Origin of the sequence: Nocardioides sp. QY071, assembly GCF_029961765.1 — a bacterium.
In the GTDB taxonomy this organism is placed as follows: Bacteria; Actinomycetota; Actinomycetes; order Propionibacteriales; family Nocardioidaceae; genus Nocardioides.
On record NZ_CP124681.1, the window covers coordinates 1,798,015 to 1,821,575 of the forward strand.

The 23,561-nt window shown below is 73.0% G+C and carries 21 protein-coding genes; 19 read left to right on the forward strand and 2 right to left on the reverse strand.

Annotation, left to right across the window (positions count from 1 at the left end):
* Window positions 1-4 precede the first annotated feature (4 nt).
* On the reverse strand, window positions 5-1,171 hold the full coding sequence (gene hsaA / locus QI633_RS08665) for a 3-hydroxy-9,10-secoandrosta-1,3,5(10)-triene-9,17-dione monooxygenase oxygenase subunit (RefSeq protein WP_282428699.1): 1,167 nt from the start codon (window positions 1,169-1,171) through the stop codon (window positions 5-7).
* 100 nt (window positions 1,172-1,271) lie between these two features.
* On the opposite strand from hsaA, the gene QI633_RS08670 reads away from it, so the two are divergent.
* On the forward strand, window positions 1,272-1,772 hold the full coding sequence (locus tag QI633_RS08670) for a nuclear transport factor 2 family protein (RefSeq protein WP_282428700.1): 501 nt from the start codon (window positions 1,272-1,274) through the stop codon (window positions 1,770-1,772).
* Window positions 1,769-2,575, forward strand: coding sequence for an SDR family NAD(P)-dependent oxidoreductase (locus tag QI633_RS08675; protein WP_282428701.1), 807 nt, complete (start codon window positions 1,769-1,771; stop codon window positions 2,573-2,575). Before QI633_RS08670 ends, QI633_RS08675 begins: the two co-directional genes overlap by 4 nt.
* On the opposite strand, the gene QI633_RS08680 is transcribed toward QI633_RS08675, so the two are convergent.
* The gene (locus tag QI633_RS08680) at window positions 2,572-3,156 is read right to left on the reverse strand and encodes a TetR/AcrR family transcriptional regulator (RefSeq protein WP_282428702.1); all 585 of its coding nucleotides are present in this window, start codon (window positions 3,154-3,156) and stop codon (window positions 2,572-2,574) included. The two genes, QI633_RS08675 and QI633_RS08680, sit on opposite strands and share 4 nt — an antisense overlap.
* Before the next feature lie 192 nt (window positions 3,157-3,348).
* Here QI633_RS08680 and QI633_RS08685 point away from each other — a divergent pair, with 192 nt between their 5' ends.
* From QI633_RS08685 to QI633_RS08765, 17 genes are all read left to right on the forward strand, one after another.
* Entirely contained in the window at window positions 3,349-3,915 is a 567-nt protein-coding gene (locus QI633_RS08685) for a MaoC family dehydratase N-terminal domain-containing protein (protein ID WP_141799534.1), read from the forward strand.
* Window positions 3,912-4,352, forward strand: coding sequence for an OB-fold domain-containing protein (locus QI633_RS08690; RefSeq protein WP_282428703.1), 441 nt, complete (start codon window positions 3,912-3,914; stop codon window positions 4,350-4,352). Before QI633_RS08685 ends, QI633_RS08690 begins: the two co-directional genes overlap by 4 nt.
* Window positions 4,349-4,753: a MaoC/PaaZ C-terminal domain-containing protein gene (locus QI633_RS08695; RefSeq protein WP_141799532.1), complete on the forward strand. Its 405-nt coding sequence runs from the start codon at window positions 4,349-4,351 to the stop codon at window positions 4,751-4,753. The genes QI633_RS08690 and QI633_RS08695 overlap by 4 nt, the downstream gene beginning before the upstream one ends.
* Window positions 4,750-5,931 (forward strand): lipid-transfer protein, encoded by a 1,182-nt coding sequence (locus tag QI633_RS08700; protein ID WP_141799531.1) that lies wholly within the window; start codon window positions 4,750-4,752, stop codon window positions 5,929-5,931. Before QI633_RS08695 ends, QI633_RS08700 begins: the two co-directional genes overlap by 4 nt.
* Window positions 5,928-6,749 (forward strand): SDR family NAD(P)-dependent oxidoreductase, encoded by an 822-nt coding sequence (locus tag QI633_RS08705; RefSeq protein ID WP_282428704.1) that lies wholly within the window; start codon window positions 5,928-5,930, stop codon window positions 6,747-6,749. Before QI633_RS08700 ends, QI633_RS08705 begins: the two co-directional genes overlap by 4 nt.
* Window positions 6,746-7,873: a steroid 3-ketoacyl-CoA thiolase gene (locus tag QI633_RS08710; protein ID WP_282428705.1), complete on the forward strand. Its 1,128-nt coding sequence runs from the start codon at window positions 6,746-6,748 to the stop codon at window positions 7,871-7,873. Before QI633_RS08705 ends, QI633_RS08710 begins: the two co-directional genes overlap by 4 nt.
* A 1-nt stretch (window position 7,874) precedes the next feature.
* The gene (locus QI633_RS08715; protein ID WP_282428706.1) at window positions 7,875-10,118 is read left to right on the forward strand and encodes an acyl-CoA dehydrogenase; all 2,244 of its coding nucleotides are present in this window, start codon (window positions 7,875-7,877) and stop codon (window positions 10,116-10,118) included.
* Between the two features lie 26 nt (window positions 10,119-10,144).
* Window positions 10,145-11,365 (forward strand): acyl-CoA dehydrogenase family protein, encoded by a 1,221-nt coding sequence (locus QI633_RS08720; RefSeq protein ID WP_141799527.1) that lies wholly within the window; start codon window positions 10,145-10,147, stop codon window positions 11,363-11,365.
* 1 nt (window position 11,366) lies between these two features.
* Window positions 11,367-12,497, forward strand: a complete 1,131-nt coding sequence (locus tag QI633_RS08725; protein ID WP_282428707.1) for an acyl-CoA dehydrogenase family protein — start codon at window positions 11,367-11,369, stop codon at window positions 12,495-12,497.
* Window positions 12,498-12,511: 14 nt separating this feature from the next.
* The gene (locus tag QI633_RS08730; RefSeq protein ID WP_282428708.1) at window positions 12,512-13,648 is read left to right on the forward strand and encodes a steroid 3-ketoacyl-CoA thiolase; all 1,137 of its coding nucleotides are present in this window, start codon (window positions 12,512-12,514) and stop codon (window positions 13,646-13,648) included.
* A 1-nt stretch (window position 13,649) separates the two neighbouring features.
* On the forward strand, window positions 13,650-14,270 hold the full coding sequence (locus tag QI633_RS08735; protein WP_141799524.1) for a PaaI family thioesterase: 621 nt from the start codon (window positions 13,650-13,652) through the stop codon (window positions 14,268-14,270).
* Window positions 14,255-15,079 (forward strand): glucose 1-dehydrogenase, encoded by an 825-nt coding sequence (locus QI633_RS08740; RefSeq protein ID WP_141799523.1) that lies wholly within the window; start codon window positions 14,255-14,257, stop codon window positions 15,077-15,079. Before QI633_RS08735 ends, QI633_RS08740 begins: the two co-directional genes overlap by 16 nt.
* 29 nt (window positions 15,080-15,108) lie before the next feature.
* On the forward strand, window positions 15,109-16,737 hold the full coding sequence (locus tag QI633_RS08745) for a class I adenylate-forming enzyme family protein (protein ID WP_141799522.1): 1,629 nt from the start codon (window positions 15,109-15,111) through the stop codon (window positions 16,735-16,737).
* 34 nt (window positions 16,738-16,771) lie between these two features.
* Window positions 16,772-18,370, forward strand: a complete 1,599-nt coding sequence (locus QI633_RS08750) for an ABC transporter substrate-binding protein (RefSeq protein ID WP_141799521.1) — start codon at window positions 16,772-16,774, stop codon at window positions 18,368-18,370.
* Window positions 18,358-19,758, forward strand: a complete 1,401-nt coding sequence (locus QI633_RS08755; RefSeq protein WP_282428709.1) for an MFS transporter — start codon at window positions 18,358-18,360, stop codon at window positions 19,756-19,758. The genes QI633_RS08750 and QI633_RS08755 overlap by 13 nt, the downstream gene beginning before the upstream one ends.
* A 103-nt stretch (window positions 19,759-19,861) precedes the next feature.
* Entirely contained in the window at window positions 19,862-21,511 is a 1,650-nt protein-coding gene (locus QI633_RS08760; RefSeq protein ID WP_282428710.1) for an AMP-binding protein, read from the forward strand.
* 361 nt (window positions 21,512-21,872) lie between these two features.
* Window positions 21,873-23,492 (forward strand): ABC transporter substrate-binding protein, encoded by a 1,620-nt coding sequence (locus tag QI633_RS08765; RefSeq protein ID WP_141799518.1) that lies wholly within the window; start codon window positions 21,873-21,875, stop codon window positions 23,490-23,492.
* Window positions 23,493-23,561: the final 69 nt, after the last annotated feature.

Here is a 23,561-nt window from a genome sequence, read left to right on the forward strand (position 1 = left end):
CGGGTCAGACGAGCGTGTCCTCCACGTCGAGCCCGAAGGCGTGGCGTCCGTACATCGTGAGCGCGCGCTCCACGTCGTTCGCGACGTGGACCCCGCCGGCGTGGGTGTCGCGCCAGGCCCGCTCGATCGGGTTGCCGCGGCGCAGTGAGGAGCCGCCCGCGGTCTTGAAGAGTGCGTCGACCGCAGCAAGCGCGCGCTCGGTCGAGGTGACCTGGTCGCGGCGGGCCCGGAACCGCCAGTCCATCGGGATCTCCTCGCCCCGCACCGCGCACGCGTAGATGTCGCGGACGCTGCGCTCGGTCTGCAGGATCGCGGCGTCGATGTCCGAGGCGGCGCGCGCGACGGTGACGTGCGCGTGCGGGTCCTCGGCGAACCGGCCGCCGCCCAGGCTCAGCCGCACCCGGTCGCGCATCGTGCCCAGGTAGCGCTCGTGGGCGCCGGCGGCGATGCCGATCACCGGCGCGGTGATCGCCATCGGGAAGACGGTGCCGAACGGCATCGCGTAGAGCGGGCCGGTGTTGACGGCGCGCCCGGGTGCCTGCAGCTGGTGCTGCTCGTAGTTGCGCAACGCCCGGTGCTCGGGCACGAACGTGTCGTCCACGACGATGTCGTTGCTGCCCGAGCCGCGCAGGCCCATCGCGTCCCACACGTCGATGATCGTGTAGTCCGCGCGCGGCAGAAGCATGGTCATGAAGTCCTGGGGCCGGCCCTCCGCGTCGACCAGCAGGCCGCCGAGCGTGGCCCACGCCGCGTGGTCACAGCCCGACGAGAAGCTCCACCGTCCGCTCAGCCGGAACCCGCCCTTGACCCGGGTGATCGTCCCGACGGGGGCGTACGACGACGCGACCAGCGTGTCGGGATCGGCGCCCCACACCTCCTGCTGGGCCGCGTCCGGGTACTGCGCGACCTGCCACGGGTGGCAGCCGACGACCCCGGCGACCCAGCCGGTCGAGCCGCACGCCCCGGCGATCGCCCGCACGACCTCGTAGAACTCGAGCGGGTCGCCCTCGCGGCCGCCGTACCGGCTCGGCTGGAGCATGCGGAACACGCCCGCTCCGACGAGCTCGGCCATGGTCTCGTCCGGGATCCGGCGCGCGTCCTCAGCGGCGGGCGCCCGCTCGGCGATCCCGGGGAGGAGCTCTTCGACGGCGATGAGGACCTCGTTGCTCACGTCCGGATGCTACTGCCGGCCGGGGCCGCCGCGACCCGGTCGCTCCCGGCCAGCAGGAGGCTGCTTCCCGTGACCGGTGCGACTCCGTCAGAGTGCTGGCATGACCGCCCCAGGAACGCTCGCCGACCGCGTCGCCCGGCTCGAGGCCGTCGCGGAGATCAAGGCCCTCAAGCACCGCTACCTGCGCGCCTGCGACGCCAAGGATCCCGCCGGGTTCCGCGCCGCGTTCGTCGCCGAGGGCGCCGTGCTCGACTATGGCGAGCGGATCGGCCGGTTCGAGGGCGCCGACGCCCTGGTCGGGGTGTTCGAGGGCATCGCGCTGCGCAAGGTCGAGGGCCGCTACGTCGTCCTCGACATGCACCACGCCCTGCACGCCGACATCGACGTGCTCGGCGCCACCGAGGCGACGGGCCGCTGGACGCTGCGCTTCCGGCAGGTCGACCTGGTCGCGCAGGTGGAGCGGGTCAGCGCCATCGAGTACGACGACGGCTATGCCCTCGAGGAGGGCGAGTGGCGCATCGCCCGCTCCGCCGTCACCACTCTGTGGACCCTCGAGCAGCCGCTCGCCGACGGCTTCACGGTGAGCGGGTCGCTGCGGTGAGCGGCGAGCGGGTCGCCCTCGTCACCGGTGGCAGCAAGGGGGTCGGGCAGGGCATCGCGGTCGGCCTCGCCGAGGCCGGCTGGACGGTCGTGGTGTCCGGGCGCGACGAGTCCCGGCTGGCCGCGACCGTGGCCCGGGTCGACGCTGCCGGCGGACACGGCAGCGCCCGCACGTGCCACCACGAGGACGACGCCGAGGTCGCCGCGCTGGTCCGCGGCGTCGCCGAGGAGCACGGCCGGCTGGACCTGCTCGTCAACAACGTCTGGGCCGGGCCGCGGATGAACCACCTGCGCCCCGAGCGGTTCTGGGAGCGGCCGTTGTCGGACTGGGACAGCCTGGTCGGGATCGGCCTGCGCGCCCATTTCGTCGCGACCCACGCCGCCGCGCCGATCCTCGTCGCGCAGGGGAGCGGCCTGGTCGTCAACGTCTCCTCTGTCGGCGCCCGCGCCTACCTCCACTCCACGCTGTACGGCGTCGGGAAGGCCGGCCTCGACAAGATGACCCAGGACCTCGCGCTCGAGCTCGGCGCCGACGGCGTCACGGTGCTCTCGCTGTGGCCCGGCCTGGTCCGCACCGAGCAGCTGCTCGCCAGCGGCCTGGAGTCCATCGCCGGCGTACCCGTCTCCGACGCCGAGACGCCTGAGCTGCAGGGCCGCGTGGTCGCCGCACTGGCCGCCGATCCCGCCGTCCACGGGCGGACCGGAACGGTGGTCGTCACCGCCGAGGCCGCCGCGGAGTACGGCATCGCCGAGCCGGACGGGGGAGTGCCGGTCTCGCCGCGGGTGATGTTCGGGCTCGCCTAGGAGCCGGCCCGGAAGCCGCCGAGGAACATCGACGCCATCAGGTCGGCGAACTCCTCGGTCGACCACGACGCCCGGTTCGGCCAGTGCATGGTGGCCCACAGGGTGTCGCGCAGGGAGCGGTAGAACACGTCGCCCGGTACCTCGGCACGGAAGTCGCCGGCGGCGATCCCGGCGTCGATCGCCGTGCGCCAGTGGCGGCGTACGGCGCGGGACTTGGTGTCGATCGCGTCCAGCAGGCCGTGCTGGCGCAGGTAGGCGCGGTCGCGCTGGTAGATCCGGGTCGCGTGCGGGTGGCTGTCGATGCACTCCAGCGTCGCGCGGACCAACCCGCGCACGGTCTCCTCCGGGGAGGTGGACGCGGCCGCGACGGCCGAGAAGGCGCGTTCGATCTGGTCCATGAAGTCGGCGAGCACCTCGCGCACGATCTCGTCCTTCGACGAGAAGTGGTGGTACAGGCTGCCGGAGAGCACGCCGGCCGACTCGCCGATCTCGCGGACCGTCGTCGCGCCGATGCCGCGCTCGGCGAACATCGCCGCCGCGACCTCCATGATCTCGGTACGCCGGCCGGTGATCGTGCGCATGGGGCTCCTCCTGGTCGGTCGTCCCGGATTCTCTCCGGTCGGCCGGAGCGCGGGGGAGACGTGCCCGCTCAGCGGGAGTGCCGTTCGCGCGAGAGGGCCCGGGACGGACATGGTGACCGAGCGAAGGGGCCGGTGCCACGGCCAATAACCAAGCGCTTGCTCAAGAAGGCGCGATCTGGCGAAGGACGGTCGATGGAGGAGCTCGAGTCCCGGTTCGGGGAGTTCGTCGGCGAGGTGGCCGAGCCGCCCCGCGTGGCGCGGTACGCCGTCAACGAGGCGATGATCCGCAACTGGGTCGAGGCCCACGACGACCACAACCCGGTGTACGTCGACCCCGAGGCGGCACGCGCCACCGGCCGTGACGACGTGATCTGCCCGCCGGCCATGGTCACCACCTGGGTGATGCAGGGCTACCGCCGCTGGCGGCAGGTCCAGGCACTGCGCGCCGAGGGCGTCCAGGAGGACCACGCCTACTCGCGGCTGCTGGCACTGCTCGACGAGCACGGCTTCACCTCGGTGGTCGCGACCGCGCAGGAGCAGGAGTACGTCCGCGAGCTCACGCCCGGCACCCGGGTCACCTGCCACTTCACGATCGAGGACATCTCCCCGATCAAGCGGACCGGCCTCGGCAACGGCTGCTTCATCACGCTGCGCAAGCGGTACGTCGACCAGGCGGGCGAGCTGCTCGTCGACGAGAGGTTCGTGATCCTCCGCTTCGACCCCACCACCAAGGACGCACCCAAGGAGCCCGCGGCATGAGCGACGCCACCCCGGAGCGACGGACCGCCGTCCCCGGCCTGACGGTCACCCAGGACAACGAGTTCTTCTTCACCGCCGCCCGCGAGGGCCGGCTGGAGATCCAGCGCTGCACCGACTGCAAGACGCTGCGTCACCCTCCCGGCCCGGCCTGCCCCTCGTGCCGCTCGTTCGAGTGGGACACGGTCGAGTCGACCCGGCGAGCCACGCTGCACAGCTGGACGGTCGTCCACCACCCGCAGGACCCCGCGTTCACCTACCCGCTCGCGGTCGGCCTGGTCGACCTCGAGGAGGGCACCCGGCTGGTTGCCGACATCAGCGGCGTGGACCACGCCGACCTGCGCCGCGGCCTCGAGCTCGAGGTCGGCTTCGCCGAGCACGCGCACGGCGAGGTGCTGCCGCAGCTGCGTCCGGCCGCCACGACGGGAGGTGCCGAGTGACCGCGCCGAAGCCCGGCGACGTCCTGCCCGAGCTCGCGCTCCCGCTCGACCGGACGACCATCGTCGCGACCGCGATCGCCAGCCAGGACTTCGAGGACGTGCACCACGACCCCGCCAAGGCCAACGACCGCGGCACCCCCGACATCTTCATGTCGATCAACTCCACCAACGGCTTCCTCGACCGCTACGTGACCGACCTGTTCGGCCCGGCGACCCGGATCCGCAAGGTGGCGCTGCGCCTCGGCGTACCGAACTTCCCCGGCGACACCATGACGTTCTCCGGAGAGGTCGCCGAGGTCACCGAGGCCGCCGTGACGCTGAAGGTCGCCGGCCGCAACGCCCGCGGCGCGCACGTCACCGCCACCGTCACCCTCGACCAGCCCATCGGAGGCATCCAGTGAGCACGACCTTCTCCGGCGGCGCCGCGATCGCCGGCATCGGTGCGACCGAGTTCTCCAAGAACTCCGGGCGCAGCGAGTGGCAGCTGGCCTGCGAGGCCGTGCTCGCCGCCCTCGACGACGCGCAGGTCGGCGTCGAGGAGGTCGACGGGTTCGCGCTCTTCACCATGGAGACCAACCCGGAGATCGCGGTCGCCCGCGCGCTCGGCATCCCGGAGCTGACGTTCTTCAGCCGGATCCCGCACGGCGGCGGCGGTGCCTGCGCGCCGGTGCAGCAGGCCGCGCTGGCGGTGACGTCCGGCGTCGCCGACGTGGTCGTCGTCTACCGCGCGTTCAACGAGCGCTCCGGGCACCGCTTCGGCCAGGGCCCGCCGCCGTTCGCCTACAACCAGAACACCGACCAGGAGTACCGCAACTGGATCAACCCCTACGGCCTGCTCACGCCGGCCCAGCAGGAGGCGTTCCTGGCTCGGCTCTACATGGAGAGGTACGGCGCCACCAGCGCCGACTTCGGCCAGATCTCGGTGCTCTCGCGCAAGCACGCGGCCACCAACCCGAAGGCCTGGTTCTTCGAGCGCCCGATCACGATCGAGGAGCACCAGGCCTCGCGGATGATCGCCGACCCGCTGCGCCTGCTCGACTGCTGCCAGGAGAGCGACGGGGGTCAGGCCCTGGTGATCGTCAGCACCGAGCGGGCGCGCGACCTGCCGCACCCACCGGCCGTGATCACCGGCGCCGCGCAGGGCGTGGGCCCGCAGCAGATCTCGATGAGCAGCTACTACCGCGACGACATCGAGGCGATGCCCGAGGTCGAGCTGGTCGCCCAGCAGCTGTGGCGCCAGGCCGGGATCGGTCCCGACGACATCGACGCCGCGATCCTGTACGACGCCTTCACGCCGATGGTGCTGCTGCAGCTCGAGGAGTACGGCTTCTGCGGCCGCGGCGAGGCCCGGCACTTCATCGCCGACGGCAACCTCGAGCTCGACGGCCGCCTGCCGATCAACACCAACGGCGGCCAGCTCGGCGAGGGCTACATCCACGGCGTCAACGGCATCGCCGAGGGCGTGCGCCTGGTCCGTGGCACGTCGGTCAACCAGCCCGGCAAGACGCTCGACAACGTGCTGGTCACCGGCGGATCGCCCGTCCCGCACTCGGCGCTCGTCCTCGCCGCGGACCGATGAGCAGGCGGTTCGCGGGCCGCCGCGCCCTGGTGACCGGCGCCAGCCGGGGCATCGGCGCCGGCGTCGCCGAGCGGCTGGCCGCCGAGGGCGCCGACGTCGTCCTCGTCGCCCGCACCGCCGAGCCCGGCGGCAGCCGCCTCGCCGGCAGCCTGGCAGAGACGGTGGCACGACTGGCGGCGTACGGCACCCGGGTGGCGTCGTACGTCGCCGACCTGGCCGACGAGGACAGCCGGGCCGGGATCGTGCCGGCCGCCGAGGAGCTGCTCGGCGGCACCGTCGAGATCCTGGTCAACAACGCCGCGGCGGCGATCTACCAGCCGCTGGCGGACTTCCCGCTGCGCCGTCGCCGGCTGAGCTTCGAGGTCAACGTGCACGCGCCGCTCGACCTGGTCCAGGCCGTCCTCCCGGGCATGCGGGCCGCGGGGGAGGGCTGGATCGTCAACCTCTCCAGCGCCTCGGCCCGTCACTTCGACGGCCCGCCGTTCGAGCTGGTGGAGCCCGGCGCGGACCTCGCGGTGTACGCCGCCTCGAAGGCCGCACTCAACCGGATCACCAACGGGCTCGGCGCCGAGCTCCACGGCACCGGCATCCGGGTCAACACCGTGCAGCCGCGGGCCGCCGTCCTCAGCGAGGGCGCGTCGCTGCTCGTCGGCGACACCATCCGCCCCGACCAGGTCGAGTCGCTGGCGGAGATGGCCGAGGCCGTCCTCGCCCTGTGCGACTGCCCGGCCGACGTCACCGGCCGCACCACCGTGAGCCTGGATCTGATCCGGAACTGGGGCCTCACCGTCCACCCCCTCGAAGGAGCATCCGCATGAGCCCCGTCATCGTCGACGCCGCGCGCACGCCGTTCGGCAAGAGCGACGGCTGGCTCTCCGGCGTGCACGCCGCGGAGCTGCTCGGTCACGCCCAGCGCGGCGTCCTCGACCGCGCCGGCATCGACCCCGCGCTCGTCGAGCAGGCCATCGGCGGCTGCGTGACGCCGATCGGGGAGCAGTTCGGCAACATCACCCGCACCTCCTGGGTGCACGCGGGGCTGCCCACCGCGACGGGTACGACGACCATCGACGCCCAGTGCGGGACGGCCGCACAGGCGGTCAACCTGCTCGCCGGCCAGATCGCGATCGGCTCGCTCGAGGTCGGCATGGCGTGCGGCGTCGAGCTGATGTCGCGGGTCCCGCTGACCTACAAGGTCGGCACCGGTCTCGGGACGCCGCGCCCGGAGAGCTGGTCGGTCGACAACCCGGACCAGTACACGGCGGCCGACCGGATCGCCGCACGCCGCGGCTTCGGCCGCGCGGACCTGGACGCCTTCGGCCTGCGCTCCCAGCAGCGCGCCGCGGCGGCGTGGGACGCCGGTGTCTTCGACGGCCAGGTGATCCCGGTCGCCACGCCCGACCACGGCACGGTGACCCGTGACCAGGGACTGCGCGAGTCCTCGATGGACGCACTGGCGAGGCTGAAGCCGGTCAAGGACGGCGGCCTGCACACCGCCGGCTCGTCCTCGCAGGTCTCCGACGGCGCCAGCGCGGCACTCCTCATGTCGGCCGGCAGGGCCGCGGAGCTCGGCCTGAGGCCGCGGGCGCGGCTGCTCAACCAGTGCGTGATGGGCGGCGACCTGGAGTACATGCTCGACGCCCCGGTCGAGGCCGCCACGAAGGTGCTCGCCCGCGCGGGCATGAGCATCGGCGACGTCGACGTGTTCGAGGTCAACGAGGCGTTCGCGTCGGTGCCGATGTCCTTCGCGCGGGTCCACGGCGTCGACGAGGACCGCCTCAACCCCAACGGCGGGGCCATCGCCCTCGGCCACCCCGCGGGCGCCACCGGCATCCGGCTGATCGCGACCGCCCTCGCCGAGCTCGAGCGCCGCGACGGCCAGGTCGCCATGGTCGCGATCTGCGCGTCCGCCGCCACCACCTGCCTCCTGATCGAACGGCTCTGACATGGCACTCGCCCTCACCGACGACCACCGCGACCTGGCCGACTCCGTCGCCGCCTGGACCCGCCGGGCCGCCCCGGTCGAGGCGACCCGCGCCCAGCTCGACGACCTCGCCGCCGGCAAGCGGCCCGAGGCCTGGGACGCCCTCGTCCAGCAGGGCCTGCACGCCATCCACCTGCCCGAGGAGGACGGCGGCGCGGGCGCCGGTCTGGTCGAGCTCGCCGTCGTCACCGAGCAGCTCGGCCGCGCCCTGCACCCCGGCCCGTTCCTGAGCACCGTCCTCGCCAGCGCCGTCGTCTCGGCAGCACCGGAGAGCCCGGTGCGCAGCGCAGCGCTGGAGGGCTTCGCCGAGGGCGCCACCGGTGCCCTGTCCGACGGGCCCGGCCTCACCGCGACGCCGTACGACGGCGGCTGGCTCCTGCAGGGCGAGACCCGACCCGTCCTGGGCCTGCCGGGCGCCGACCTGGTCGTGGTCCGCGCGACCAGTGCCACGGGCCAGCCGGTGTGGTGCGTGCTGACGCCCGCCGCCGGCGAGGTGATCGGCGAGCCGGCCACCGACCTCTCCCGATCGGTCGGCCGGCTCGTCCTCGACGGCAGGCTCGTGGGCGCGGCCGAGGTGCTGCCCGCACCCGCCGCCGAGCGGGCCGAGCTGGCCGCCGCTGCCCTGCTCGCCGCCGACGCCGCGGGCGTCGCCCGGTGGTGCGTCGACGCGGCCGTCGCCCACGTCTCCACCCGCGAGCAGTTCGGCGTCCCGGTCGGCAGCTTCCAGGCGGTGCAGCACAAGGCGGCCCTCCTGCTGGTGAAGGCCGAGATGATCGGAGCCGCCGCGTGGGACGCGGCCCGCGCCGGCGACGACGAGCACGACAACCCGGCCCAGCAGCGCCTCGCCGCCGCCCAGGTCGGCCTCACCGCGCTGCCCGCGGCCGTCGACGTCGCGGCCGAGGCGGTGCTGCTCTTCGGCGGCATCGGCTTCACCTGGGAGCACGACGCCCACCTCTACTGGCGCCGCGCGATCAGCCTGTCCGCCGCCAACGGCCCGGAGGCGACGTGGGCCGCCCGCCTGGGCGCTGCCGCCCTCGAGGGAGAGCGGGACTTCGGCTTCGTCGCCGACGACGCCCTGCCCGAGCTGCGTGCCGAGCTGGCCGCGGTCCTCGACGCCGCGCTCGCGCTCCCCGAGGACGGCGTTCCCGCCACGGGCTGGGCGCCCTCGCGCGGCGGCCGTCGCCAGGAGCACCTCGCCGACGCGCGCCTCGTCGCACCGCATTATCCCGAGCCCTGGGGCCGAGCGGCCGGCCCGGAGGAGCAGGCCGTCATCGCCCAGGAGTTCGCCCGCCGCGCGCTCGCCCAGCCCTCGACCGTGATCGGCGAGTGGGTGTTGCCGACCTTGCTGCTGCACGGGACGCCCGCCCAGCAGCAGCGGTTCGTCGACCCGACCCTGCGCGGCGAGATCTTCTGGTGCCAGCTGTTCTCCGAACCCGGCGCCGGCTCCGACCTCGCCGGCCTGTCCACCCGCGCCCGCAAGGTCGACGGCGGCTGGGTCCTCACCGGCCAGAAGGTGTGGAACTCCATGGCCGCCGAGGCCGACTGGGGCGTGTGCCTGGCCCGCACCGATCCCGACGCCCCCAAGCACGCAGGGATCTCCTACTTCCTCGTCGACATGCGCAGCGAGGGCGTCGATGTCCGTCCGTTGCGCCAGGCGACCGGGCTCTCGGAGTTCAACGAGGTCTTCCTCGACGACGTCTTCGTGCCCGACGAGTGCCTCGTCGCCGAGCCCGGCGCGGGCTGGCGGCTCGCCGTCACCACCCTCGCCAACGAGCGCCTCAGCATGGGCGCCCGGCTCAGCCACGGCTCCAGCGACCTGGTCCGGGCGGTGCTCGCCTCCGGCGCCCACGAGGCCTCGCGCGATGCCGTCGTCGAGGTCCTCGGGCGCTGCGTGGGCCGCGAGATGGCCCTCTCCGCGCTGAACCTGCGCTCCGTCCTGGCCCGGATCGACGGGCTCGGCGGCGTCGGCGGGGGCGCCGAGGTCAGCGTGCAGAAGGTCTGCAACGCGATCGCACAGCGCGACAACTCCCGCGACCTGCTCCGCGTCCTGGGACGCGACGCGCTGGTCGCCGTACCCCCGACCGGCAAGCACACCACCGACCCCGTCATCGACCACCTCGGCCTGCCCGCCGTGCTCGTCGGCGGCGGAACCATCGAGATCCAGCTCAACGTGATCGCGCGCCGGGTGCTCCGGCTCCCGCGCTGACACCCCACCCACCAAGGAAGCACGCCATGTACCCAGAGCTCTCCGACAGCTCCAAGGCACTGCGCACCGAGCTGCGCGCCTACTTCGCCGCCACCATCGACGACGAGGACCGCGCCGCGCTGGCCGACCAGACCGAGGGCGGGCCGGTGTTCGACCGGATCCTGCGCCAGATGGGCAAGGACGGCTGGCTCGGCCTCGGCTTCCCGATCGAGTACGGCGGCCGCGGCGAGGACCCCGAGGCGCTCTACGTCTTCTACGACGAGGCGCTGCGCGCCGGCGCCCCGCTGTCGCTGGTCACCCTCAACACCGTCGCACCGACGCTGATGAAGCACGGCAGCAAGGAGCAGAAGGACTTCTTCCTCCCGAAGATCCTGCGCGGCGAGCTGATGTTCGCGATCGGCTACACCGAGCCCGGCGCCGGCACCGATCTCGCCAGCCTGCAGACCCGGGCCCGGATCGACGGTGACGAGCTGGTCATCAACGGCAACAAGATCTTCACCAGCGCCGGCGTCTTCGCCGACTGGGTCTGGCTCGCGGTCCGCACCGACCCCGACGCTCCTCGCCACCAGGGCATCTCGGTCGTGCTCGTCCCGACCAGCAGCGCCGGGTTCTCGGTCACCGAGATCCACACCGTCGGCGGGATCAGCACCTCGGCCACCTACTACGAGGACGTCCGCGTCCCGCTCAGCAACGTCGTCGGCGAGCTCAACCAGGGCTGGAAGCTGATGACCAGCCAGCTCAACCACGAGCGGGTCGCCCTGGCCGCCCGCGGCGGCATCGCCAACCAGATGTACGACGAGGTGCTCGCCTGGGCGCAGGCCGAGAAGCTCGGCCCGGACAGTGCGACGACGCTGTACGACGTCCCGTGGGTGCGCAGCGCCCTCGCCGAGACCTACGCCCTGCTCAGCGCCGCCGACCTGATGAACCTGCGCCTGGTCTCCGACGTCGCCGCCAACACCCTCGGTGGCGGCGACTCCGCGGCCGCCAAGATCTTCGGCACCGAGGCCGTCGTGACCGCCTACGGCCGGCTCCAGCAGGTGCTCGGCGCCGCCGGCCTGCTCCGCCCCGGCTCGCCCGGCGCGGCCATCGAGGGCCGGGTCGAGTCACTCGGGCGGCGCGCCCAGAACAACACCTTCGGCGGCGGCACCAACGAGGTGATGCGCGAGATCGTCGCGGCCAAGACGCTCGGCATGACGCTCGGGGCCCGCCGCAAGGAGAACCAGACCGAGAAGAAGGACGGGAACTGAGATGGACTTCGCCCTGACCGAGGACCACGCCGAGGTCCGCGACCTCGCCGCGCAGATCCTGGGCGACCTCGCCCAGGTCGAGCGCGTCGTCGACGTCGAGCGCAACCACGGCGGCTTCGACGCGAGGCTGTGGGAGACCCTCGCCTCCTCCGGCCTGATCGGCATCGCCGTCCCCGAGGACAAGGGCGGCGCCGGGCTCGGCGTGGGCGGCCTGGTCGCCCTCCTCGAGCAGCAGGGCCGCCACGTCGCACCCGTGCCGCTGTGGTCGGTCGTCGCCGGCGCGGCGCTGCCGCTCGCGGAGTTCGGCTCGGCCGCGCAGGTCGAGAGATGGCTCGGACCGGTCGTCGAGGGCACCCTGATCGTGACCGGCGCCTTCGACGCCGCACCCGGCCAGGTCGCCCGGCTCACCGGGCTCCGGGTCGACGGCGGGCTGCGGGTCACCGGCGAGCTGCCGCAGGTGCCGGCCGCGCCGGTGGCGGCGGCGGTCGTCGTACCGGTGGCCCTGGAGGACGGCGGCCTGCGGGTCGCGATCGTCCCCGTCGACCGGGACGGCGTCACCGTGGTCCCGGTCGCGGCCACCAGCAACGAGAGCGCGGGCGCGGTCGCCTTCGAGGACGTCGTCCTCACCGAGGACGACCTGCTGCCCGCCGACGGCGCGCGCGTCGTGGACTGGACCCGGCGCCGGCTGCGCATCGCGCTCGCCGCGGTCGCGCTCGGCGTGTGCGAGGAGGACCTGCGGATCACCGCCGCCTACACCTCCGAGCGCGTGCAGTTCGGCCGGCCGCTCTCGACCAACCAGGCCGTCGCCGTCCGGGCGACCGACGCCTACCTCGACACCGAGGCGATCCGGCTGACCACGCAGAAGGCCGCCTGGTTGCTGGACAACGGTGACGAGGAGGCCGCCGAGTCGGCCAGCCTGGTCGCCAAGTGGTGGGCCTCGGTCGGCGGGCTGCGCGTCGTCCACGCCGGGCAGCACCTGCACGGCGGCATCGGCGCCGACATCGACTACCCGGTCCACCGCTACTTCCTGTGGGGCCGCCAGGTCGCCTTCTCGCTCGGCAGCGGTGACGCCGTCGCCGCCGAGCTCGGCGACGCCCTGCCCACCGCCCCGCGCATCGGCGCGCCGGCCTGACGAGGAGAAGAACCATGTCCCGACCCGTCATCGTCGACGCGATCCGCACGCCCTACGGCCGCCGCGGCGGCGCGCTCTCCGGCCTGCACGCCGTCGACCTGCTCGGCCGCGCCCAGCGCGGGATCCTCGAGCGCACCGGCGTCGACCCCGCCAGCATCGGCGAGGTCGTCGGCGGCTGCGTCACCCAGGCCGGCGAGCAGTCCGGCAACGTCGTGCGCTTCGCCTGGCTGCACCAGGGCTTCCCCGACGACATCGGCTCGACCACCATCGACGCCCAGTGCGGCTCGGCCCAGCAGGCCGTCCACCTGGTCGCCGCCCAGGTTGCGGCCGGGTACGTCGACGCCGGCATCGCCTGCGGTGTCGAGGCCATGTCGCGGGTGCCCCTGCTGGCGAACCTCGGCGACGGCACCGTCGGCCGGCCGCGCCCGGACGACTGGAGCGTCGACCTGCCGGCACAGTACGAGGCCGCCGACCGCATCGCCGAGCGCCGCGGCCTGACCCGTGCCGACCTCGACGCCTTCGGCCTCCGGTCGCAGCAGCGGGCCCGCGCCGCGTGGGACGAAGGACGGTTCGACCGTCAGGTGATCGAGGTGAAGCTGCCCGACGGCACCGTCGTCGCCCGCGACGAGGGCCTGCGGGAGACCAGCCTGGAGGCGCTCGCCGGGCTCAAGCCGATCCGGGAGGGCGGGCTGCACACCGCGGGTACCGCCTCGCAGATCTCCGACGGCGCCACCGCGGCGCTGGTCATGTCGGAGGACCGGGCGCGCGCCGAGGGCCTGCGCCCACGCGGGCGGATCGTCGCCCAGACCCTGCTGGGCGCCGAGCCGCAGTACCTGCTCGACGGACCGGTCCGGGCGGGGGAGCGGCTCCTGGAGCGCACCGGCATGACGATCGGCGACATCGACCTGTTCGAGGTCAACGAGGCCTTCGCCTCGGTGCCGATGTCCTTCGCCCGGGTCCACGACGTCGACGAGGACCGGCTCAACGTCAACGGCGGCGCGATCGCGCTGGGCCACCCGGTCGGCTCGACCGGCGTCCGCCTGATCGCCTCCGTGCTCGACGAGCTCGAGCGCCGCGACCAGCAGCTCGCGATGGTCGCGATCTGCGCCGGCGGTGCCCAGGTCACCGGCGCGATCGTCGAGCGGGTCTGACGTGCTGGCGGACAAGGTCGCGGAGCCGGTCGCCGAGGAGGTCGCCGCGCTGGCGGCCGCCACTCGGCGGCTCATGCTGGCCGCGGCGACCACGGACGTCGACCTCGAGGAGCTGCGCGCCGCCCGCACCCGGATGGACGAGCTCGCCGAGACGCTCGGGCGGCGTACCCGCCCGCGGGCGCTGCGTGCCTCCTTCGCCGACCCCGCCCGGGCCCGCGAGGTCGGTCCGGACCTGGCCTGGCCGGTGTTCCGGTTCAACCCGCAGGCGCTGCCGCTCGCGATCCGGTTCGACGGCGACGCGGCGTACGCCACCACGGTGCCGAACGCGCTCTACGAGGGGCCGCCCGAGTCGGTGCACGGTGGCTACCTCGCGCACCTGATGGACTGCATGCTCGGCACGCTGGTCCAGGCGACCGGGCGCCGCTCGGTCACCGGCACCCTCGACCTGCGCTACCACGCACGCACCCCACTGGACGTCCCCCTCGAGCTGGGTGCCCGCATCGTGGCGACCACCGGTCGCAAGACCACCGCCGAGGCGTGGGTCGAGGTCGACGGTGCGCGCACGGTCGAGGCACGCGGACTGTTCATCGAGCTGCAGGAGGTCCCATGGGCTACGAGCTGACCGGCCTGGCCGGCAAGGTCGCCGTCGTCACCGGCGCCGGGCGGATGCGCTCCATCGGCCGGTCGCTGGCCGTCGAGCTCGCCCGGGCCGGCTGTGACGTCGTGGTCACCGGCTCCGGCCGGCGTCCCGAGGACCGGCCCGCCGACGAGATCGCCGCCGGCTGGAACGACATCGAGTCGGTGGCCGAGGAGGTGCGCGCGCTGGGCCGCCGGGCGCTCCCGGTCGTGTGCGACGTCGCCGACCCCGACGCCGTACGACGGCTGCTTGAGGTCACGCTCGCCGAGCTCGGACGCGTGGACGTCGTGGTCAACAACGCCGCCGCGTCGCGGGGCGAGGACCGGGTCCCGCTGACCGAGCTGTCCGTCGAGGCGTTCGACCGGGTGATCGCGGTCAACCTGCGCGGCACCTTCCTGATGACCCAGGTCTTCGGCCGGCAGCTGGTCGCGCAGGGCGAGGGCGGCAGCATCGTCAACATCTCCTCGATCGGCGGGAAGCTCAGCGGCGCGGGCACCGGCGCCTACTCCGCCTCCAAGGCGGGCGTGCAGTCGCTGACCTCGTCGGCCGCCAAGGAGCTCGGCAGGCACGCCATCCGGGTCAACGCGCTGTGTCCCGGGGTGACCGAGACCGGCCGGATCGGTGACCGGGACCCCGAGTCGTGGCAGGCCTACGTGCGCGCCAACCTCCCGCTCGGCAGGACCGGCGAGCCGGCCGAGGTCGCCGCGGCCGCGGTGTTCCTCGCCAGCGACCAGGCCGCCTGGGTCACGGGGCAGGCGTGGAACATCGACGGCGGGCAGCTGACCATCCGGTGAGCGCAGTAGTGGACGAGGAGAGCAAGAGGATGACCACGCGTGAGGAGGCCGTCGCGCGACTGACCGCGCCCGGCGCGCCGTACGAGATCCGGGTGGAGGACGTGCGCGGCGAGGACCTCGAGGTCTACGCCCACCGGCAGCACTCGCTGCGTGAGCTGCTCGAGGCCTCGCGGGACTTCGGGGACGCGGAGTACCTGGTGACCCGCGACCGGCGGATCAGCTTCGCCGACCACTACGACGAGGTGGCCGCGCTGGCCCACGTGCTGCGCACCGAGCACGGCGTCGGCAGGGGCGACCGGGTCGCGCTGTGCGCGGCCAACTGCCCCGAGTGGATCGTCGGCTTCTGGGCGGCGGTCTCGATCGGCGCCGTCGCCGTCGGCATGAACTCGATGTGGGCGCAGCCCGAGCTCGTCCACGGCCTGGAGCTGACCACCCCGAAGGTGCTCATCGCCGACGCGCCGCGGGCCCGGATGGCCGATGGGATGGGCGTCCGCGTGCTCACCGTCGAGGAGGACCTGCCGCGGATCACCGCCGCGCACCGCGGTGTCGCGCTCCCGCAGCCGGACGGTGAGATCGCAGAGGACGACCCGGCCGTCATCCTGTTCACGAGCGGTACCACCGGTCGCGCCAAGGGCGCCACCCACTCGCACCGCAACGTGATCGCCGCCGTGTGGTTCCACCTGCTCAACGACGCGATCGCCGCGGAGATGGGCTTCCCGCAGGTGGATCGCCGGTTCCTGCTCGTCACGCCGCTGTTCCACATCGCCGCGCTGCACAACCTCGCGGTGGTCCGGCTGGTCGTCGGCGACACCGCCGTGCTGCACCTCGGGAAGTTCGACATCGAGCAGGTGCTGCGGCTGATCGAGTCCGAGCGGGTCACCAACTGGGGCGCGATGCCGACCATGCTCAGCCGGATCGTCGAGCTCGGCGACCGGCTCGCCGAATTCGACCTGTCGTCGCTGCGCAGCATCTCGGTCGGCAGCGCGCCCTCCTCGCCCGAGCTCAAGGAGGCGCTGCGGCAGGCCCTGCCCGCCGCCGGGCGCTCCCTCGGCACGACGTACGGCCTCACCGAGTCGAGCACCGCCGCGACTCTCGCGCTGGCCGCCGAGCTCGCCGCCGACCCGACGACGGTGGGACGCCCCGTGCCGACCGTGCAGGTCGAGGTCCGCGACACCGCGGGCCTTCCCGTGCCCGACGGGGTCGAGGGGGAGATCCACCTGCGGGGCGCCCAGCTGATGCTCGGCTACTGGGACAACCCCGAAGCGACAGCGGCCTCCACCGCGCCCCACGGCTGGTTCCGCACCGGCGACCTCGGTCATCTCACCGACGGCCAGCTGCACATCTCGAGCCGGCGCTCCGACCTGATCCTGCGCGGGGGAGAGAACATCTACCCGGCCGAGGTGGAGGACCGGATCGTCGCCCACCCCGCCGTGCGCGAGTGCATCGTCATGGGCGTCCCCGACCCCGACTACGGCCAGGGCGTCGCCGCCGTCGTCGTGCTGCACCCGGGGGCGCAGGTCTCCCAGGAGGAGCTGTGCGCCCACACCGCGGCCGGCCTCGCGCGCTACAAGGTCCCCACCCGCTGGCAGATCACGCTCGAGGAGCTGCCCCGGAACGCGACGGGCAAGGTCAACCGCCGCGACGTCCGCCTCGTCTGACCTGGTCGCAAGCCCCCAACAGAAGGAGATCGCCATGTCCATCCCAGTCCCGGGACTGCGTCGTACCGCAGCCGTCGTGGTGGCCGCGTCGCTGCTCGTGAGCGGCTGCGCCTCGCAGGAGGAGAAGAAGCCACGCGGTCAGGGCAAGGCCCTCGCCGAGGGCTTCCGCAACGTCGACGATGCCGGTGAGCCGGTCGACGGCGGCACCCTGACGTACGGCGCCTACACCGAGCCGACCTCGCTCGACCCGACCGTGACCATCGCCGCCGCGACCACGGGCGGCATCGAGATGGCGAACATCTATGACACGCTCCTGAACTTCGACCCGGACGAGCAGGAGTTCGTGCCGCGCCTGGCGAAGTCGATCGAGCACGACGCCGACTACACGACCTGGACCCTCACCCTGCGCGACGGGGTCACCTTCTCCGACGGCACCCCGCTCGACGCCGCGGCCGTGGTCTGGAGCCAGCAGCGGTACGCCACCGCGAAGGCGCCCGAGACCGCGCTGTGGGCCGGCAACGTCACCTCGGCCACCGCCACCGACGCGCACACCGTCACCTACGAGCTGGCGCGCCCGTGGCCGCTGTTCCCGGGCATCCTCAGCACCGGGCCCGGCATGGTCGTGGCCAAGTCGTCGGTGGGGGCCGACGGCAGCTTCACGCCCGTCGGCGCCGGCCCGTTCACGCTCGGCGAGTGGAAGCACGGCGAGTCCCTCGAGCTCGAGGCCCGCGACGACTACTGGGACGGTGCCCCCCGCCTCGACAGCGTGAAGATGGCCTTCCTCGGCGACCAGCGCACCAGCCTGGACTCGCTGGAGGGTGGCGACATCGACGCGGCCCTGGTCCGCGACCCCGACCTCGTCGACGAGGTGCTGGACAAGAAGCTGCCCGCATACGTCAACATGCGTGCTGCCAGCAACGTCGCCATCATCAACGCCTCCGAGGGCGCCGCCGGCCACGACGTCCGGGTCCGCAGGGCGATCGCCCTGGCGATCGACCCCGAGCTGATGCGGGAGCGGATGTTCGGCGGCACCGGCATCGCGTCCTCCGACCTGTTCCCCGACTATTCCGTGTGGCACACCGACGCGGCCGGGCTCGCGCCCGACCGCGCGGAGGCGACGAAGCTCGTCGAGGAGGCCAAGGCGGACGGCTGGGACGGCGTGATCAGGTACGTCGACGGGACCGACCCCGCGTCGCGGGCCGCCACCCAGGCGGTCAAGGCGTCGCTCGAGGCGGTCGGGATGACCCTCGACCCGAAGCCGGCGCGCACCATCTCCGAGCAGATCACCCGGATCGCCGTGGAGCGTGACTACGACCTGGCCGGCTGGAGCATCAACTTCGTCGAGGCCGACCCGTTCGCCCGGATGTACGCGACCATGCACAGCGGTGGCACCCAGACCTACGGGATGTACACCAGCCCGGCCATGGACGAGCACATCGCCGCCTTCCAGGCCGCCACCACGAAGGACGACCAGCTGAAGGCGATCACCGCCCTCCAGGAGCAGGTCAACGAGGACGTCCCGTTCGTCACCTTCGGGCCGTTCTCCGAGCTGAGCGTGTGGACCACGAAGGTCCACGGCATCACCGGCGGCGCGAACTCGATGATCCTGCTCGACGACGCGTGGGTCGACTGACCGCCCCCAGCGATGCCCGGGAGAGCCGCTGGATGCTCCCGGGCATCCTGCTGGTCACGACCGTCACCGGCGTCGTGGGCAGCCTCGGCACCCCGCTGGTCACGGGCATCGCCCGCACCGAGGGCGTCTCGCTGGTCACCGCCCAGTGGGCGATCACCGCCACCCTGGTGACCGCAGCCGTGGTGTGCCCGGTCGTCGGGCGGCTCGGTGCCGGGCGTCGCCGGCGGCCGGCGCTGCTCGGCTGCCTCGTGCTCGTCGTGGTGGGCACCGCGCTCGGCGCGCTCCCGCTCGGGTTCGTCCCGCTGCTGGCCGGCCGGATCCTGCAGGGCCTCGCGTTCGCGATCGTGCCGCTGGCGTTCTCGATCGCCCGCAGCGAGCTGCCCGAGGAGAAGGTCCGCGGCGCGGTGGCGGCGATCTCGGTCGCCAACGTCACCGCTGCCGGGCTCGGCTTCCCGGTCACCGCGTTCGTCGCGACCCTCGCCGGCACGAAGGGCGCCTTCGGCTGGGCGAGCGCACTGGCCGCCGCCGCGCTGGTCGTCGCGCTGGTCGTCGTACCGGACAGCGACGAGGAGGCACCGCGCGGCGTCGACTGGCTCGGTGCGGTGCTCCTGAGCGCCGCCACCGCCGCGGTGCTGTTCGCCGTCACGCAGGCGAAGGCGTGGGGGACCACCTCGCCGTTGACGCTGGGGCTGCTCGGCGGCGGCCTGCTGGCGTACCTCGCCTGCGGCTGGTGGCTGCTGCGCGCCGAGCGGCCGCTGGTGGACCTGCGGGTGGCGGTGCGTCCCGGCGTGCTGGTCGCCAACGTGTGCGGGCTGCTCGCCGCACTCGGCATGTTCGTGCTGCTGTCGCTGTCGATGATCCTCGTGCAGACCACCGGCGAGCACGGCTACGGGCTCGGCCGTTCGGTCGCTGTGGCCGGCCTGATGCTGACGCCGTACGCCGTCACCAGCGTGCTCGGCTCCCGGATCGCCCTGTGGCTGGGGAGGTTCGTGGCGTCCGACGTGCTGCTCGCCTGCGGCTGCTTGCTGTTCGCCGCCGCCAACCTCGCGCTCGCCCTCGGGCACGACGCGCTGTGGAAAGTCACCCTCGCCGTCGTGATCGGCGGCTTCGGCAGCGGGATGACGTTCAACTCGATGCCGTGGCTGATGGTGCGCTTCGTGCCGCCGGCGGAGACCGGGAGCGCGCTGAGCTTCAACCTGGTCCTGCGCTTCCTCGGCATGTCCACCGGGAGCGCGCTGGCACTGGCCGTGCTCGCCGGGTTCGCCGACAGCGGGCGACAGACGAGCGAGTCCGGCTTCGTCGCCGGCGGCCTGGCGGGAGCAGGCCTCTCGCTGCGCCCGCTCGGCTACTGGCTGTCGGGCTCGCCCTGCAGCTGCTCGCCGCCCTGACCTGCCTGGTCCTGGGGCGGACCCGGCAGGTCGACCCCGAGCGATCCGAGAGACCCGAGACAATCGAGATGCCGACGCGACCGTCGGCCGAGGAGAGAGTGTGATGGAGACCTTCGCGCAGATCGTGGCGAGCCGGGCCGGCGACGACAAAACGGGCCTGATCTTCGAGGACCGGCAGTGGACCTGGGACGAGGTGGTCGGCGAGGGAGCCGTGCGTGCCGCGGCGCTCCGGGCCGCCGTACCGACCCCCGAGGGGCGTCAGGTCCACGTCGGGGTGCTGCTCGAGAACGTGCCCGACTACGTCTTCTGGATCGCCGCGGCCTCGCTCGCCGACGCCGTCGTGGTCGGCCTCAACGCCAGCCGCAGCGGCCCGGAGATCGCCCAGGACGCCCGGCACGCCGACGTCGACCTCGTGGTGACCGAAGGCCGGCTGCGGCACCTCGCGTCCGACCTCGAGGGCCTGCGGGTGCTCGACGTCGACGACAGTGCGTACGACGAGTGGCTGGCGCCGTACCGCGGCGCACCGGTGCCCGACACCGCGGAGGTGCCCGGACCGGACCACCTCGCGATGCTGCTGTTCAGCTCCGGCTCGACCGGCGCCCCCAAGGCGGTCGTGGTGGGCCAGGGCCGGCTCGGCCGGCTCACCGAGGCGATCGTCGGCCGGGTCCGGATGCGCCGCGACTCGGTCACCTACCTGTGCATGCCGCTGTTCCACGGCAACGCCGTCATGATGAACCTCGCTCCCGCGATGGCCACCGGCGCCACGGTGACGATGACCCGCAAGTTCTCCGCGAGCGCGTTCGCCGACGACATTCACCGCCACGGCGCGACCTACGTCAACTACGTCGGCCGGGCGCTGTCCTACGTCCTGACCCGCCCCGAGGACCCGCGCGACCGCACCAGCACCCTGGAGCTGGCGTTCGGCACCGAGGCCTCCGAAGCCGATGTCGCCCGGTTCACCGAGCGTTTCGGCTGCGAGGTGATGGAGGGCTACGGCCTCAGTGAGGGCGTCTTCCGGATCAACCGCACGCCCGACACCCCCGTCGGCTCGCTCGGCCTGCCCGCCGGCGACGTCGACGTCCGGGTCCTCGACGAGGACACCGGGCAGGAGTGCCCCCGCGCGCGGTTCGACGCGCAGGGCCGCCTGGTCGACGGCGGCGCCGTCGGGCAGATGGTCGCCGTCGGCATGGCCGGTTCTTTCGAGGGCTACTACAAGAACCCGGGCGCGATGGCCGACCGGGTGCGCGGCGACGACTTCTGGTCCGGCGACCTCGCCTACCGCGACGAGGCGGGGTTCTTCTACTTCGCCGGCCGCTCCTCGGACTGGCTGCGCGTCGACAGCGAGAACTTCTCCGCCGCGCCGGTCGAGCGGGTCGTCCAGCGGCTGCCGTGGATCGCGGCCGCACCGGTGTTCGCCGTACCGGACCCGCGCACCGGCGACAGCGTCATGGTCGCCGTCGACCTCGAGCCCGGCGCCACCTTCGACCCCGTCGCGTTCGGGGAGCACCTCGCCGCCCAGCCGGACTTCGGCGCCAAGTGGTGGCCGGCGTACGTGCGTGTCGTCGACCGGATGCCGCTCACCGGGAGCGGCAAGATCGACAAGGCCCCGCTGCGCCGCGCGGCGTGGAACACCACCGATCCGGTGTGGGTGCGGGTGGGCCGGACCGCGCAGTTCCGGCTCCTCGACGACGACGGACGCGACGCCATCGAGAAGGAGTTCGTCGAGCAGGGACGCCAGGCGCTGCTGCCCTGAGGTGGTCGAGGAGGTCGCGCAGCGACTCCGGTGGTCGAGGAGGTCGCGCAGCGACCGTCTCGAGACCCCCTGCTGTGCTCTCGCCGACTGTCGACGGTCAGTTCCGGTAGCACCTCGCGGGGTCTCGTGACGCGCCGCGATCTCGCTTGCTTCGCGGCGCGAGCTCGCCGGCGCTCCTCGACCTCCTCGCTGACCAGCGTCCGTCCTCGTACCTCGGACGGGCGCTGCGCTCGGATGCCCGCTGAGTGGGAATCGCGCCGACTCGTCGGGCGGGCGTCTTCCTAGTGTGACGCCACGCACAGGCCACCGGGGGCCTGCAGGCGCCCGACAGCCCCAGTACGAGACCCACCTGGAGTGAACAGTGAAGACACGCATTTCCGTGCGCACGCGGATGGCCGCGGCCCTGTGTGCGACCGCTCTCGCCGCCACGGCCTGCGCCAGCAGCGACGACGGGGACAAGGACTCCTCCGGCGCCAGGACGTCGCCTCAGGACCTGTACAAGGACGGCCTCGTCAACCCGGAGAAGGACCCGGGGGAGCCCGTCGACGGTGGGACCCTGCGGATGGCGGAGTACTCCGAGGCGGTCGTCCTCGACCCCACGAAGACCTACCCGACCGGCTCGACCGGCCTCAACGTGATGGCGTCGATCTACGACACCCTGATGCGCTACAACCCCGAGACCAAGGGCTACGACCCGCAGCTGGCCGAGTCGCTCGCCAGCGACGACAACATCACCTGGACGCTCACTCTGCGCGACGGCGTGAAGTTCACCGACGGCACCGCCCTCGACGCCGACGCCGTCGTGGCCAGCATCCAGCGCTTCATCACCAACCGGGGCCTGCATGGCCAGATCCTGGGCGCCAACCTGAAGTCGATGGTCGCGACCGACAAGTCGACGGTCACCTTCACCTTCAACGGGGCATGGGCGCGCTTCCCCAGCCTGCTCGCGGCCGGGCCCGGCCTGATCCTGGCCCCCGCGGCGTACGCCGACCCGGCGAGCTTCAAGCCGATCGGTGCCGGTCCGTTCGTGCTGGAGAGCCAGGCGCCGGGCGAGAAGACCGTGGTGAAGGCCAACGAGGACTACTTCGGCGGGCGCCCGCACCTCGACAAGATCGAGTTCCTGCAGCTCGGCCCCGACCAGACCAAGCTGGAGTCCCTCGAGGCCGGTGAGGTCGACGCGGTCTACGTGTCGAGCGAGAAGGTCGTCAAGGACCTGGTCGCCAAGGGCTACGCCGGCAACATGAGCGCCGTCAGCGGTGTGCCGACCATCAACTTCAACCACCGCGAGGGCACGGCCACCGCCGACGTCCGGGTGCGCCAGGCGGTCGAGCTGGCCTTCGACGCCAACACTTTCCTCGAGCGCACCACCGGCAGCGACGTGCTCGCCGACCGTGGCCTGATGGGCGCCACGTCGATCTGGAAGACCGGCGTCGAGCCGGTCGAGACGGACCCGGCCGCGGCGAAGAAGCTGGTCGAGGAGGCCAAGGCCGACGGCTTCGACGGCAAGCTCCACTACGTCGGCCTCAGTGACGCCACGTCCAAGTCCGGCGCCGTGGCCATCAAGGCGATGCTCGACGCGGTCGGCTTCGACGTCCAGCTCGACCTGGTCTCCGCCGTGGGCGACGTCGTCAAGAAGGTGTACGTCGACGGCGACTTCGATCTCGCCCGCGGGTCCAACAGCATCCCGGACTCCGACCCGTACGCCGCCCTCGACACCGCGATGGACAGCACCTCGGGCGCCAACCCGGGCCGCTACGCCAGCCCGGAGATGGACGGCCTGCTCGCCGAGCTGCGCGCCGCCGACGGCCCCGAGGAGGGTGGCGCCACGCTCGCGAAGATCGAGGAGCTGTGGAAGAAGGACGCGGTCTACCTCAACGTCGGCTTCGGCGGCTTCCTCGAGGCGTGGAACGACAACGTGCACGGCATCACGCCCACCACGCAGACCGCGGTGCTGTTCGACGACGCGTGGCTCAGCAAGTGAGCTGACCCAGCCTCACCCCCAGCCTGACCCAGCCGGTGCCCTGGCCGCTCGCGCGACCGGGGCACCGGC

Excerpts from the sequence above, each read along its gene's own strand:
- QI633_RS08740 (WP_141799523.1), top strand. The coding sequence starts at position 14,255 with ATGGGCTACGAGCTGACCGGCCTGGCCGGCAAGGTCGCCGTCGTCACC.
- QI633_RS08745 (WP_141799522.1), top strand. The coding sequence starts at position 15,109 with ATGACCACGCGTGAGGAGGCCGTCGCGCGACTGACCGCGCCCGGCGCG.
- QI633_RS08760 (WP_282428710.1), top strand. The coding sequence starts at position 19,862 with ATGGAGACCTTCGCGCAGATCGTGGCGAGCCGGGCCGGCGACGACAAA.
- QI633_RS08750 (WP_141799521.1), top strand. The coding sequence starts at position 16,772 with ATGTCCATCCCAGTCCCGGGACTGCGTCGTACCGCAGCCGTCGTGGTG.
- QI633_RS08685 (WP_141799534.1), top strand. The coding sequence starts at position 3,349 with ATGGAGGAGCTCGAGTCCCGGTTCGGGGAGTTCGTCGGCGAGGTGGCC.
- QI633_RS08710 (WP_282428705.1), top strand. The coding sequence starts at position 6,746 with ATGAGCCCCGTCATCGTCGACGCCGCGCGCACGCCGTTCGGCAAGAGC.
- QI633_RS08725 (WP_282428707.1), top strand. The coding sequence starts at position 11,367 with ATGGACTTCGCCCTGACCGAGGACCACGCCGAGGTCCGCGACCTCGCC.
- QI633_RS08715 (WP_282428706.1), top strand. The coding sequence starts at position 7,875 with ATGGCACTCGCCCTCACCGACGACCACCGCGACCTGGCCGACTCCGTC.
- QI633_RS08670 (WP_282428700.1), top strand. The coding sequence starts at position 1,272 with ATGACCGCCCCAGGAACGCTCGCCGACCGCGTCGCCCGGCTCGAGGCC.
- QI633_RS08680 (WP_282428702.1), bottom strand. The coding sequence starts at position 3,156 with ATGCGCACGATCACCGGCCGGCGTACCGAGATCATGGAGGTCGCGGCG.
- QI633_RS08730 (WP_282428708.1), top strand. The coding sequence starts at position 12,512 with ATGTCCCGACCCGTCATCGTCGACGCGATCCGCACGCCCTACGGCCGC.
- QI633_RS08690 (WP_282428703.1), top strand. The coding sequence starts at position 3,912 with ATGAGCGACGCCACCCCGGAGCGACGGACCGCCGTCCCCGGCCTGACG.
- QI633_RS08705 (WP_282428704.1), top strand. The coding sequence starts at position 5,928 with ATGAGCAGGCGGTTCGCGGGCCGCCGCGCCCTGGTGACCGGCGCCAGC.
- QI633_RS08720 (WP_141799527.1), top strand. The coding sequence starts at position 10,145 with ATGTACCCAGAGCTCTCCGACAGCTCCAAGGCACTGCGCACCGAGCTG.